Annotated in this window: 8 protein-coding genes; 3 read left to right on the top strand and 5 right to left on the bottom strand. The window is 66.6% G+C overall.

Annotated features, from left to right (window positions below):
* Positions 1–6: 6 nt before the first annotated feature.
* Both ACREB4_RS06670 and ACREB4_RS06665 read left to right on the top strand, forming a co-directional pair.
* Positions 7–912, top strand: a complete 906-nt coding sequence (locus ACREB4_RS06670) for an XdhC family protein (RefSeq protein WP_431587423.1) — start codon at positions 7–9, stop codon at positions 910–912.
* 1 nt (position 913) lies between these two features.
* Positions 914–1,639 (top strand): nucleotidyltransferase family protein, encoded by a 726-nt coding sequence (locus ACREB4_RS06665; protein ID WP_431587422.1) that lies wholly within the window; start codon positions 914–916, stop codon positions 1,637–1,639.
* Here ACREB4_RS06665 and ACREB4_RS06660 read toward each other — a convergent pair.
* From ACREB4_RS06660 to nirB, 5 genes are all read right to left on the bottom strand, one after another.
* Entirely contained in the window at positions 1,578–3,314 is a 1,737-nt protein-coding gene (locus ACREB4_RS06660) for a protein kinase domain-containing protein (RefSeq protein ID WP_431587421.1), read from the bottom strand. The two genes, ACREB4_RS06665 and ACREB4_RS06660, sit on opposite strands and share 62 nt — an antisense overlap.
* 25 nt (positions 3,315–3,339) lie before the next feature.
* Positions 3,340–4,149 (bottom strand): formate/nitrite transporter family protein, encoded by an 810-nt coding sequence (locus tag ACREB4_RS06655; protein ID WP_431587420.1) that lies wholly within the window; start codon positions 4,147–4,149, stop codon positions 3,340–3,342.
* A gap of 234 nt (positions 4,150–4,383) precedes the next feature.
* Positions 4,384–5,682 carry a nitrate- and nitrite sensing domain-containing protein gene (locus ACREB4_RS06650; protein WP_431587419.1) on the bottom strand — a complete coding sequence of 433 codons (1,299 nt, stop codon included), beginning with the start codon at positions 5,680–5,682 and terminating at the stop codon, positions 4,384–4,386.
* 106 nt (positions 5,683–5,788) lie between these two features.
* Positions 5,789–6,127 carry a nitrite reductase small subunit NirD gene (gene nirD / locus ACREB4_RS06645; RefSeq protein ID WP_431587418.1) on the bottom strand — a complete coding sequence of 113 codons (339 nt, stop codon included), beginning with the start codon at positions 6,125–6,127 and terminating at the stop codon, positions 5,789–5,791.
* A gap of 22 nt (positions 6,128–6,149) precedes the next feature.
* Positions 6,150–8,690 (bottom strand): nitrite reductase large subunit NirB, encoded by a 2,541-nt coding sequence (gene nirB / locus ACREB4_RS06640; RefSeq protein WP_431587417.1) that lies wholly within the window; start codon positions 8,688–8,690, stop codon positions 6,150–6,152.
* A 363-nt stretch (positions 8,691–9,053) separates the two neighbouring features.
* Here nirB and ACREB4_RS06635 point away from each other — a divergent pair, with 363 nt between their 5' ends.
* Positions 9,054–13,403 carry a DEAD/DEAH box helicase gene (locus ACREB4_RS06635; RefSeq protein ID WP_431587416.1) on the top strand — a complete coding sequence of 1,450 codons (4,350 nt, stop codon included), beginning with the start codon at positions 9,054–9,056 and terminating at the stop codon, positions 13,401–13,403.
* The last annotated feature ends 1 nt before the right edge of the window (position 13,404 follow it).

Raw genomic sequence — 13,404 nt, 5'->3', positions numbered from 1 at the left:
TCCAGCATGGAAGACCTTGACACCTTGGTCCTGCGGACAGCCCAGGCATGGCAGGCCGAAGGGCAGGCGGTGGTGCTCGTGACCGTGGCGCGGACCTGGGGTTCATCGCCGCGCCCGCCCGGCTCGTTCATGGCCATCAACACGCGGGGTGAAACAGTCGGCTCCGTGTCGGGCGGCTGCATCGAGGACGACCTCATCTACCGCATCCGCCAGCAAGGTTGGGGCGCGGTCTGCGAGGCCGGGTTGCCAACGGTGCTGCGCTATGGGGTGTCGGCTGACGAGGCGCACCGGTTTGGCCTGCCTTGCGGCGGCACGATCGAATTGGTGTTGGAGCCCATTTCGCACGACAGCCAACTGGCCGACCTGCTGTCGCGGTGCCAGCAGCGGCGCAGCACCGAGCGCGTGTTGAACCTGCGAACCGGGAAGGTGGTGCTGAATGAGCTCGCGCCCGGTCAGCAGGGCGAAGCCATGCCCCGGCTCGGCCCCAACGCGTTCATCCACCAGCTCGGCCCCCGGGCACGCTTGATCGTGATCGGTGCGGGCGACCTGTCCAGGTTCCTGTGCCAGATGGCCTTGGGCCTGGGCTTCGAGGTCATCGTCTGTGATCCGCGTGAAGAGTGTCGCGCCACCTGGGACCTGCCAGGGGTGGCACTCAGCCACGACATGCCCGACGACCTGGTCTTGCGATTGCGCCCCGACGCGCGCACCGCCGTGGTGGCCTTGACGCACGACCCGAAACTGGACGACCTGGCCTTGATCGACGCCTTGCAGTCCGAAGCCTTCTATGTGGGCGCCATCGGTTCGCGCCGCAACAGCAGTTCGCGCCGCGAACGCTTGCGGGATCATTTCGATTTGCCGGACGAGGCCTTGGCAGGGCAGGATGCGGCCACTGCGCCCGGTTGTCTGGTGTGACGTGAAGACGAACGCCGCGCCAGTGGCCGCCACCATCCTGGCCGCTGGCCTGGGGCGTAGGCTGGGCCACCGACCCAAGGCGGCCTTGGAGATCGGTGGCTTCAGTCTGATGGAGCGCATGGTGGCTGCGTTGCGTGGCGCCGGGCTGGCCTCGGTGAGCGTGGTGCTCGGTGCTTACCCGGAAACCCTGGCGCCGCTGGTGGAGCGCGCGGATGCAAGGGTGCTGATGCATGGCCATCCGGACTCGACCCTGGTCGGGTCGCAGCGCCTGGCGCTTGAAGACCACCTTGAGCGGCACCCCGACCATGATCTGCTGCTGGTCCTGGCCGACCTGCCCAGGCTGGTGGCCCACGACGTTCATGCCTTGTTGAGGGCCTGGCGGGGGCGCCCGGCATGCATCCAGGCACAGATGCCGGTGGTCGGTGGCGTGCGGGGGCATCCGGTGCTGTTGTCAGCCTCGGCTGTGCGGCAGGTGCTGAGCACGCCACCCGAGGCTGGCATCCGGGATTGGCTGCGCGGTCACCCACACTTGGTCAAGCCCATGCTTGCGACCCAGCGTGCCTACATCGACGATCTGGACACGCCCGAAGACTTGCTCGCCTTGAAGGAGCTGTTCGCACCCCAAGCCGTGTGTTGGCCCGAGGGATGGCGAGGCCCAACCGTGGTCACTGGCGAGACAGCAGCAATCCCATCAAGACCAGCACCGCGATCGCCAGCAACAGACTGAGGCTCTGCCAGAACACGACTGGGTTGCGCTCGATCAGCGGGGAAGACCGGTGGCCTTGGTACTGCGTGCTCGGATTGTGCAGATCGTGGATGAACTCCGAGAGCGCTTCTTGCCGTTTGGACGGCTGAGGGTGGAGCGCTCTTCGCAGCACGGCATCGATCCAGGGCGGCAGGTCGGGGCGGCGTTCGCGCATGGCGATGTAGCGCAGGTGCCGAAGATCTGCCGGTGAGCGCAACTGGGTGATCTGCAGGCCATAGGGCAGGTGGCCTGTCAGCATCTGGTAGGCGAGGACCGCCAGCGAGAACAACTCGGACCGTGCACTGCCAACGCCCCCCACGAAGTATTCGGGTGCGGTGTATTGCAGGGAGCCGGCCAGGGCCTGTGGCAAAGCCTCCGCGGTGCCTTCGGTCAGGCCGGCCACGTGGGCCGAGCCCACATCGATGATCTTGACGGTGCCGGTCCGGTCGATCATCAGGTTTTCGGGGCGCAGGTCCTGGTGGAGCATCTCCTTGCGGTGAAACGCCTGCAGACCCTTGGCCGCTTGTTCGATGAGCCCGCGCACGGTGTCCAGGTCCGGCCGGGGATGGTCGGTCATCCACTGGGCCAATGTCTGGCCTTCGATGTACTCCATGGCCACGTACAGGTGTTCGCGCGGGCGGGGCGTGTCGAAGGCCTTGATGACGTGGGCGCTGTCGATGCGCCGCGCGATCCATTCCTCCAGGAGGAAACGGTCCAGGTAGGCGGGGTCTTCCCGCAGGTCCACGGAGGGTGTTTTCAGGGCCACTTGTTGGCCGCTGGCGTGGTCCACGGCCAGGTGGACGTGGCTGCGTGAGCTGGCGTGCAGTTCGCGCACGATGGTGTAGCCCTCGAAGTGGGCGCGCGGGCGAAGGGCGGGCGGGAGCTTCAAGCCCTCTCTCTGGGCCGGCAGGTTCTGGGGCGAAGTTTCTGGCAGCGCATCGATGCGCACCAGTTGCACGGTGAGGTTGTCCTGGCTGCCGCGCGCCAGGGCGGTGGTCGTGAGCGACCTGGCGGCCTCGTTCAGGTCGTCGGGATGCTGCGCCAGGGCCGTGTGGACCGTGGGCGCGTCAAGGTACTCGTAGGCGCCGTCGGTGGCCAGGAGGTAGACCTCGCCCACCTCGGTGTCCCAGCTCCGGTAGTCGATCTCGACAGCAGGGCCGGCGCCCAGCGCGCGGCCCAGGTAGGTCTCGACGGAGGAAACGCGGACGCGGTGGTCTTCGCTGAGCTGTTCCAGCGCTTGCGCGTGCAGCCTGTAGACGCGGGTGTCGCCCACGTGCAGAAGGTGGGCCTGCCGCCCTTTGAAGATCAGGGCGCTGAAAGTGCAGACATATCCCCGGTCCTTGTCGAAGCGGGCATCGCTGCGTTGGGTCTGTGCGTGGAGCCAGGAATTGGTGGCTTGCAGAACGCGTTGGCCCGCCCGCCGCACCGACCAGGCTTCCGACGTGCAGTAGTAGTCGTCCAGGAAGCCCCGCACCGCGGCGGCGCTGGCGATCTGGCTGACGGCGCTGCTGCTGATGCCATCGGCCAGGGCGACCACGATGCCCTTGGTGCCGAGGTGCGGCTCCGAGGGCGTTGCCGCCCCGTGGAAATCCTGGTTGGCGGGCTTGCGCCCGGCCTGCGAATGCTGGCCGAGCGTGACGCGCAACCGTGCGCTCATGAGGCCACCAGTGGGCTCATCGTCTTCAGGCGACGCGCTTGGGCGCGGTCTTGTAGTGCGTGGAGTACAAGGTGGCGCCCACGAAAGTCAGGCCACCAACCAGGTTGCCGATCACGGTGGGGATCTCGTTCCAGACCAGGTAGTCCATGAGCGTGAAATTGCCGCCCAGCAACAGGCCCGAGGGGAACAGGAACATGTTGACGATGCTGTGCTCGAAGCCCATGTAGAAGAACAGGGCGATGGGAATCCACATGCCGATGGCCTTGCCCGACACCGAGGTGGACATCATGGCCGCCACCACGCCGGTGGACACCATCCAGTTGCACATCACGCCGCGGATGAACAGCGTCAGCATGCCGGCGGCGCCGTGCGCGGCATAACCCACCGTGCGGCCCTCGCCGATGTGGCCGATCTTCACGCCGATGGCGTTGGGCGCCTCGGTGAAGCCGAAGGTGAAGATGATGGCCATGAACACGGCCACCATGAAGGCGCCCGCGAAGTTGCCACAGAACACCAGCGTCCAGTTGCGGAACACGCCACCCCAGGTGGCGCCGGGGCGTTTGTCCAACACGGCCAGCGGGGCCAGGGTGAACACGCCAGTCAGCAGGTCGTAACCCAGCAGGTAAAGGAGGATGAAGCAGCCAGGAAAGAGCAGGGCGCCCAGCAGCGGATTGCCGGTGTTCACCGTGATGCTCACCGCGAAGGCCGCACCGAGTGCCAGCATGGCACCGGCCATGAAGGAGCGGATCAGCGTGTCGCGGGTGGACATCAGCAGCTTGGACTCACCGGCATCGACCATCTTGGTCACGAACTCGGCGGGGGCGAGGTAGGCCATGGGACTTCCTTTGGAAAATGAAGAGCGAAAAAGCAAAAACGGCGTGCCCACCTCACATCTGCCGAAGCGATGCGGGACGGGGACGCCGTTATCCACGAGTAGAAAAGCGACCACGGTGTGTCACCGTGGTGCGTTGCCGAGCCGCCTTTAGCCCGACGACACAGGGTATGCACGTTCTGTGCCCGGAATTCAGCGCTCAAGGTCGCTTTGGTGGGCTGAACTGGTGCGCGATGGTCAATTCTGGTGCGTCTTGGGCGTCTGGGCTGCAAAAGCAAGGTCGGGCAAGGACAGCGTGGCCTCGGCCACGTCCAGCAAGCGGCGGTTGTGGTCCATGGAAGTTTTCTGGAGCGCCCTGAATGCGGCTTCCTCGGTGAGGCCCAAGCGGGACATCAAGGCGCCTTTGGCGCGCTCGATCACCTTGCGTTCGTGCAAGGCCCGCCTCGCGGCGTCCAGCTCGACCTCCATGCTGGCCAAGCGGGCCGACTGCGTTTCGAGCAGGCCCACCAAGGACGACATGGTGGCGTCCGAACCGTCTGAGATGGCGCCCAGGACGGGGGCGGCCTCCGGCTGCTCGGTGGCGTTGAAGAAGCGGTCGACGGCGTTGGTGTGGGGCGGGGGATTGTCGCGCAATTGGCGCAGCAGGCCTTCGGAGTCCAGCAGGTCTTGCTGGGTCGCATGGATGCGGGCCTCGCAGGACTGACGAAGGCATTGCACCAACTCGTTCTGAAGCTGCCACATTTCTTTGATGCGTTCGCTGGTGACCTCGAACCAGGAGTCGCTGAGCGCTTTGTCAAGCGAGGCCCCGGGCTTGGCCGTGCACAGGGTTCGGCGCAGTCGTTCCAGGTGGGCCACCTTGGGCGTCAACTGGTGCTGCTGCCAGCGTGCGCGCAAGGCGGCTTCTGCGAACTCCTCGAAGACCTGCAGGCTGCGCTCCTGTGCGTCGATCAAGTGGACGATGCGCTGTTGCTGCGCCTCGCTGCAACTGCCTGAAGCGAACATGGGCGCACCGACGGCCCGCTCCTGGCCCGCGGCCTCCTTGCCTTGCAGCAGGTGAACAAAGGCCACCAGCAGGCGCGAGACCTCGGGGTGCAGGGCGGCGTCGGCCACGTGGAAGATCAGTTCCAGCAGCCCGGCGATCACCCGGCTGAAGGCGGCCACGGCATCGTGCGCAGTGAGGGTGTGTTGGTCGATGCGCTGGCGCAGGTCGGCCAGGGCGTCCAGGTCGAGCAGCACCCAGGCCATCAGGGAGAGCATGCGGGCCGTGGCGCCTTGGGCGGGCGCCAACTGCGTGGCCAGCAAGGTGCGCAAGGTGGCTTCGATGGGTCGGGCTTCGTCCACGGCCGCCTGTCGCTCGGCGGCAAAACGCTGTCCACCCGAGGCCAGGTAGATGCTGCTCGCGCCACGCTCGGTCTGCAGGGTGTGGATCAACTGCCCGATGACACCGGCCAATTCGACGCGCCCGGCCAGATGCTGCACGGCCTCAAGGTCGAGTTGTTTGGCGCGCAGGACGAGGTGGGAAACGGTCAGTTGCATGGGCGGGCGGAAAATTCACGAACAGCGGGGGCTGGATCACAGCCGCCATTGTCCGCAATTTCCCTGCCGGCATCGTGCCGGCGGCCCGCTGGCAGCCCTCAAATTTTCATTCGACGGCGACCAGCACCCGGCCATCCTCGACGCGCACCTCGTGGGCGCGCACCGAGTATTCGGGCGATTCGATGCATTCACCAGTTCGCAGGTCGAAATGGTGCTTGTACATGGGCGAGGCGACGACGGTGCGCTCGCCCAGGTTGCCCAGCAGGCCGCGGGCGTTGATGCTGGCGTTCGACTTGGGGTCCACGTTGTCGATGGCGAAGAACTGGCTTTGCCCGACGCGGAAGACCGCCACGTGCCGGCCCTCGACCAGCGCGCAAACGCCGGTGTTGGGGAGGATGTCATCGACCGCGCACACGGCGGTCCAGTTCAAGGTGTCGGTGGTCATGGTGAAGTCCTTGAAAGATCGATCAGGCGAGTTCGGTGGGTGCGAAGCTCGGCGCGGCGATGGCCTGCTCTTCCGGGCGGGCCGGGCGGATCTGGCCGCGCTCCTGCACGAACATCACGTGCTCATCCTTCTTGTCGCTGTTCACGAATGAGCGGAAGCGCTTGCGCACATCGGGATCGGTGACCGCGGTCTTCCATTCGCACTGGTAGGTGTTGACCACGTGCTGCATCTGCGCTTCGAGCTCGGCATTCAGGCCCAGGCTGTCGTTGAGCAGCACGTCCTTCAGGTAGCCCAGGCCGCCTTCCATGTTGTCGCGCCAGGTGCTGGTGCGTTGCAGGCGGTCGGCGGTGCGCACGTAGAACATCAGGAAGCGGTCGATCAGGCTGATGAGTTCTTCCTTGTTCAGGTCGGAGGCGATGAGTTCGGCGTGGCGGGGCTTCATGCCGCCGTTGCCGCACACATACAGGTTCCAGCCCTTCTCGGTCGCGATGATGCCGACGTCCTTGCCCTGCGCTTCGGCGCATTCACGTGTGCAGCCCGAGACACCGAACTTGATCTTGTGCGGCGAGCGCAGGCCCTTGTAGCGGTTCTCCAATTCGACCGCCAGGCCGACGCTGTCGCCGACGCCATAGCGGCACCAGGTCGAGCCCACGCAGCTCTTGACCGTGCGCAGCGACTTGCCATAAGCGTGGCCGGATTCGAAGCCGGCGGCAATGAGTTCCTCCCAGATGAAGGGCAGCTCTTCGACGCGGGCACCGAACAGGTCCACGCGTTGGCCGCCGGTGATCTTGGTGTACAGGCCGTACTTCTTGGCGACCTGGCCCACAGCGATCAGACCGTCGGGCGTGACTTCACCGCCCGCCATGCGGGGCACGACCGAGTAGGTGCCGTCCTTCTGGATGTTGCCGAGGTAGTAGTCGTTGCTGTCCTGCAGACCGGCCAGGTCTTTCTTCAGCACGAAGTCGTTCCAGCAGGAGGCGAAGATCGACGCCGCCACGGGCTTGCAGACATCGCAGCCCAGGCCCTTGCCGTGCTTGGCGATCAGGTCGTCGAAGGTGCGGATCTCGCCGACGCGGATCAGGTGGTACATCTCCTGGCGCGAATAGGCGAAGTGCTCGCAGACATGGTTGTTGACCTCCATGCCTTGCTTCTTCATCTCGAACTTCATCACTTGCGTGACGAGGGGCACGCAGCCACCGCAGGTGGCGCCGGCCTTGGTGCAGGCCTTGAGCTTGCCGATGTCGGTGGCGCCATCGCACACGGCGGCGCAGATCTGGCCCTTGGTGACGTTGTTGCACGAGCAGATCTGGGCGCTGTCGGGCAGGGCATCGACGCCCAGGCCGGGCTTGGCCTGGCCATCGCTGGAAGGCAGGATCAGGAACTCGGGCGACTCGGGCAGGGTGATGCCGTTCAGAGCCATCTGCAGCAGGGTGCCGTATTCATCGGCATTGCCCACCAGCACGGCGCCCAGCAACTGCTTGCCATCGCCGCTCACCACGATCTTCTTGTAGATCTGCTTGATCTCGTCCACGTACTGGAAAGAGCGGCAGTTGGGGGTCTTGCCCTGGGCATCGCCGATGCTGGCCACGTCCACGCCCATCAGCTTGAGCTTGGTGCTCATGTCGGCGCCGACGAAGGCGACGTCGGTTTGACCGGCGATGTGCCTGGCGGCCACGCGGGCCATGTCGTAGCCGGGCGCGACCAGGCCGAAAGTCTGCTCGTTCCAGGAGGCGCACTCGCCGATGGCGTAGATGTTGTGGTCGCTGGTGCGGCATTCGCTGTCGATCACCACGCCACCGCGCGGGCCGATGGCCAGCACGCATTGGCGGGCCAGTTCGTCACGTGGGCGGATGCCGGCGGAGAACACGATCATGTCGGTCTCGAGCCAGGTGCCGTCGGCGAAGACCATGCGGTGGCGGGCGGTGGCGCCATCGGTGATCTCGACCGTGTTGCGGCTGGTGTGCACCTGAACGCCCAAGGCTTCGATCTTGTTGCGCAGCACGCGGCCGCCGCCATCGTCGACCTGCACGGTCATCAGGCGCGGGGCGAATTCCACCACGTGGGTTTTCAGGCCCAGGTCCACCAGGGCCTTGCCGCATTCCAGGCCCAGCAGGCCGCCGCCGACCACCACGCCGCTCTTGGAGCGCGCGCCGCATTCGGTCATGGCTTCCAGGTCTTCGATGGTGCGGTAGACGAAGCAGTTGGGGCGGTCGCGGCCCGGGACGGGCGGCACGAAGGGGCTGGAGCCGGTGGCCAGCACCAGCTTGTCATAGGGCAGCACTTCGCCATCGGCCGTGGTGACGGTGTGGGCGCGGCGGTCGATGGAGGCGGCACGGGCGGCCAGTCGGAGCGTGAAACCTGTGCGTTCGAAGAAGCCATCTTCGACCAGGGACAGGTCTTCGGCCGTTTTGCCAGAGAAGAATTCGGAGAGGTGAACGCGGTCGTAGGCGGCGCGGGGCTCTTCGCACAACACCGTGACTTCGGCGTTCTGGATGCCGGTCTCGGCCAGGCTTTCGAGGAACTTGTGGCCAACCATGCCATGGCCAACGATGACGATCTTCATGTGTACTCCGACGGATAAGTAGGTGGCGGGCAAGCAGGTGGCCGAGCCACCGGGATTGCCCAAAACCAATTTGGGATAAGCAGCCGGATGAACTCCATGACAATCACGGGATCCGGCTGATTTCCGCCGTCGTTAGCGGAGACCATGTGTGTGCGCGCTGGCGACAGTACCTTCGAGCCCACGAGGCCATTGATGCAATAGGTGTGCCAGAATTTTCCAGGGGCAAACCACCCTAGATGCCCCACAGAAGGTGCATGCGATGCACCGGATGAGGGATGATGAGCGCGTCGATGCGCTCAATTGGTGCATTTAGGATGGGCGACCATGCCTTGATATCGCGCAGTCCGTCCCGATCTTTTCCCCGTGCCACTCCACACCTTCCACCCGGCTGTCCAGGCCTGGTTCAACCAGGCCTTTCCCGCGCCGACGCCTGCGCAAGTCGCGGCGTGGCCTGCCGTCCAGCGCGGCAGCCACACCCTGGTGGCGGCGCCCACGGGGGCGGGCAAGACGCTGACCGCTTTCCTGGCGGCGCTGGATGGGCTGGTGAGGCGTGGCCTGGCGCCCGGCGGCCTGCCCGATGAAACGGTGGTGGTCTACGTGTCGCCGCTCAAGGCGCTGTCCAATGACATCCGCCTGAACCTGGAGACCCCGCTCGAAGGCATCCGGGCTGAACTGGCCGCGCTTGGCCTGCCCGATGTGGCGATCCGCACCGCGGTGCGAACGGGGGACACGCCCGCCGCCGAACGGCAGCAGGTGCTGCGCAGGCCGCCGCACATCATCGTCACCACCCCCGAATCCTTGTACGTGTTGATGGGCTCGGTGTCTGGCCGGCGCATGCTGTCGACCGTCCGCACGGTGATCGTCGATGAAATCCACGCGCTGGCGGCCAGCAAGCGCGGCAGCCACCTCGCGCTGACGCTGGAGCGTCTGCAGGCCTTGTGCGTGGAGCCGGTCGTCAGGATTGGTCTGTCGGCCACGCAAAAGCCGATCGACGAAGTGGCCCGTTTCCTGACCGGGGGCGCGCCTTGCGAAATCATCGACATCGGCTACACACGGCAACGCGATTTGGCGCTGGAGGTGCCGCCCACCCCGCTGAGCGTGGTGATGTCGAACGATCAGTGGGAGCAGGTGTACGGCCGGGTGGCTGAACTGGTGCTGTCGCACCGCACGACGCTGGTGTTCGTGAACACGCGGCGCATGGCCGAACGGGCGGCGCGGCATTTGGCGGAACGGCTGGGCCGCGAAGCCGTGGCGGCGCACCACGGCAGCCTGTCGAAGGAGGCGCGCTTGCTGGCCGAGCAGCGCCTCAAGCGCGGTGAGCTGAAAGTGCTGGTGGCCACGGCGTCGCTGGAACTGGGCCTGGACATCGGCGATGTGGATTTGGTGTGCCAGCTGGGCTCGCCCCGGTCCATCGCCACCTTCCTGCAGCGGGCAGGGCGGTCGGGCCACCAGGTCGGCGGCACGCCCAAGGCACGCCTGTTCCCGCAATCGCGCGATGAGCTGGTGGAGTGCACGGCCTTGCTCGACAGCGTGCGCCGCGGCGAACTGGATGCCTTGCACATCCTGCCCGCGCCGCTTGATGTGCTGGCCCAGCAAATCATCGCCGAGGTGGCTTGCCAGGAGTGGAACGAAGACGAGTTGTTCGACCTGGTGAAGCGCGCCTGGCCGTATCGCGACTTGAAGGCCGAGCGCTATGCCGAGGTGGTGCGCATGGTGTCCGAGGGCTTCACCACCCGTCAGGGGCCGCGCGCTGGCCACGTGCACCGTGATGCCGTGCACCATCGACTGCGGGAGCGCAAGGGCTCGCGGCTGACGGCCTTGACGTCCGGCGGCACCATCCCCGAGGCGGGCGACTACACCGTCATGCTGGAGCCTCAAGCGGACAAGATCGGCACCGTCAATGAGGATTTCGCGGTCGAGAGCATCGCGGGTGATGTTTTCCAGTTGGGCAACACCAGTTACCGCATCCTGCGCATCGAACCGGGCAAGGTGCGCGTCGAAGATGCACAGGGGGCCGCGCCCAACATCCCTTTCTGGCTGGGCGAGGCGCCGGGCCGCACCGACGAGTTGTCTTTCGCGGTGTCGCGCCTTCGGGCCGATGTCGAACGGCAATGGCGGGCCGGCACGCCCGATGAGGCTGTGGCCTGGGCCCGCCACACCTTGGCGCTGGACGAGTCGGCGGCGCGGCAATTGATCGACTACCTGGGGCGCACCGTGGCCGCCTTGGGCGTCCTGCCGACGCAAGAGCGGGTCGTGCTCGAGCGCTTCTTCGATGAGTCGGGTGGCATGCAGCTGGTGATCCATTCGCCACGGGGCAGCCGACTGAACCGCGCCTGGGGCCTGGCCTTGCGCAAGCGCTTCTGCCGCCAGTTCAACTTTGAGCTGCAGGCGGCCGCGACCGAAGACGCGATCGTGCTGTCGCTCTCCACGAGCCACAGTTTTCCGCTGGACGAAGTGGCCCGCTACCTGCACAGCAACTCGGCCCTGGGTGTGCTGATCCAGGCCTTGCTGGATGCGCCCCTGTTCGGTGTGCGCTGGCGCTGGAACGCCACCACCGCCTTGGCCTTGCCGCGCTTCCGTGGCGGGCGCAAGGTGGCGCCGCAATTGCAGCGCATGAAGTCGGAAGACCTGCTGGCGGCGGTGTTCCCCGACCAGGTGGCCTGCCTGGAGAACATCGTGGGCGAGCGCGAGATCCCCGACCACCCACTGGTGGCACAGACGCTGGACGACTGCCTGCACGAAGCCATGGACGCCGAAGGCTGGCTCGCACTGCTGCGCCGCATGGAAGCTGGCGAGGTTGACATCATCGCGCGTGACTTGGCCGCCCCGTCGCCCATCGCCGCCGAGGCCTTGAACGCGCGACCTTACGCCTTCCTGGACGACGCACCGCTGGAAGAGCGGCGCACCCTGGCCGTGCAAAGCCGCCGTTACGCCGACCCCGACAGCGCCGACGACCTGGGTCAACTTGATCCTGAGGCCATCGCGAGCGTGCGCGAAGAGGCCTGGCCGCGCGTGCGCGATGCCGACGAAATGCACGAGGCCTTGGTCATGCTGGGGGTGCTCACCGACCAGGAAGCGGCTGATCACGAAGGTTGGCTGGACTGGCTTCAGGACCTGGCCCGCTCTGGGCGCGCCACGCGCTTGTCCCATGGGCTGTGGTCGGCGGCGGAGCGCCTGGCCGAGGCCCGGGTGCTGTACCCCGAAGCCCGTGCTCAGCCGGCCATCGAGCCGCCGGCCGAATACGCCTTGCCAGTTGGTGGCCGTGAGGAGTTGCTGCGCGATCTGCTGCGCTCGCGGCTGGGTGGGCTGGGACCGGTGTCGGTCGAGGCCTTGATGTCGCAGCTTCAGCTGGCGCGCGACGAGGTTGAGCAGGCCTTGCTGGGCCTGCAGACCGAAGGCGCGGTTTTGCAGGGGCGGTTCACGCCAGGCGCACAGGGCGTCGAATGGTGCGAACGCCATCTTCTGGCGCGCATCCACCGCTACACCTTGAAGCGCTTGCGGCAGGAGATCGAGCCGGTCGAGCCGCGCGATTTCATGCGCTTCCTTTTCGATTGGCAACAGGTGGGGCCGAACAGCCAAGTCGAGGGGCCCGAGGCCTTGCCGGCGGTGCTGGCCTTGCTCGAAGGTTACGAGGCGCCTGCGGGCCAATGGGAGGCCGAGATCCTGCCCGCCCGGCTGCGCGATTATTCAAGCGCCTGGCTGGACGACCTGTGCACCGCCGGCCGAACGATGTGGACGCGGCTGCGCCCATCCACGGCGGCGGCTGGCCTGGGGAAGGGCGGCGGCGCGTCCTTGCGGCTCACGCCTGTGCTGCTGCTTCCCCGTCGCCAGGCCGCCTTGTGGGCTCGGATGGCGCCACTGCCTGCCGATGAGGGTGAATTGGGCTCGCGCGCGCAACGCCTGGCCGACTACTTGTCGGCACACGGGGCGTCCTTCTTCGACGAGATGCTGCAAGGGACCCGCCTGCTGCAGTCCGAACTGGAAGATGCCCTGGCCGAGTTGGTGGCGCGTGGACGCGTCAGCTGCGACAGCTTCGCCGGCTTGCGTGCCCTGATGGTGCCCGCCTCGAAACGGCCCTCCAACCATTCGTCCGGCCGCTCAAGGCACCGCCATCGGCCGCTGTTTGGCATCGAGGATGCCGGGCGTTGGTCCCTGGTGCGCCAGCAGCCAAGGCCGGACGGGGAGGGTGGGGCGCTCGTGCCGGCTCCCGAAGACCTCGAGCACCTGGTGCGCACCTTGTTGCGCCGACATGGTGTCCTGGCCTGGCGCTTGCTCGAACGCGAGGCCGCTTGGCTGCCCAAGTGGCGTGAGCTGGTGCGGGTCTGCCGCCGTTTGGAGGCACGGGGCGAACTGCGTGGCGGGCGTTTCATCGCCGGTCTGTCGGGCGAACAGTTCGCGCTGCCCGAAGCCGTGGCGCGGATGCGCGAAGTGCGGCGTCAGCCCCCTGATGCGGGGCTGGTCTGCCTGGCTGCAGCCGACCCAGCCAACCTGCTCGGCACGGTGCTGCCAGGCCCGAAGCTGCCCCGCACGGCCGGATCGCGGGTGCTGTACCGCGACGGGGTGCCCGTGGCCACGATGGTTGGGGGCGAGGTCGAGACGCTCGTGGCCATGACCCCGCAGGAACGCCATGAGGCTGTGCGTGAGCTCTCGCTCGATCCCGGCCTCAGGCGCATCACGCGCCCCTTGGTGGTTGATCAACCCGTGGTCGGGTAAA

It is taken from the genome of Aquabacterium sp. (assembly GCF_050725395.1).
In the GTDB taxonomy this organism is placed as follows: domain Bacteria; phylum Pseudomonadota; class Gammaproteobacteria; order Burkholderiales; family Burkholderiaceae_C; genus Aquabacterium.
Note: the sequence above shows the minus strand (reverse complement) of the source record. Positions and strands in the feature narration are given on the sequence as shown.

Bases quoted from the DNA above. Each gene is read 5' to 3' on its own strand.
- ACREB4_RS06670 (WP_431587423.1), top strand. From the start codon at position 7: ATGGAAGACCTTGACACCTTGGTCCTGCGGACAGCCCAGGCATGGCAG.
- ACREB4_RS06660 (WP_431587421.1), bottom strand. From the start codon at position 3,314: ATGAGCGCACGGTTGCGCGTCACGCTCGGCCAGCATTCGCAGGCCGGG.
- ACREB4_RS06655 (WP_431587420.1), bottom strand. From the start codon at position 4,149: ATGGCCTACCTCGCCCCCGCCGAGTTCGTGACCAAGATGGTCGATGCC.
- ACREB4_RS06650 (WP_431587419.1), bottom strand. From the start codon at position 5,682: ATGCAACTGACCGTTTCCCACCTCGTCCTGCGCGCCAAACAACTCGAC.
- nirD (WP_431587418.1), bottom strand. From the start codon at position 6,127: ATGACCACCGACACCTTGAACTGGACCGCCGTGTGCGCGGTCGATGAC.
- nirB (WP_431587417.1), bottom strand. From the start codon at position 8,690: ATGAAGATCGTCATCGTTGGCCATGGCATGGTTGGCCACAAGTTCCTC.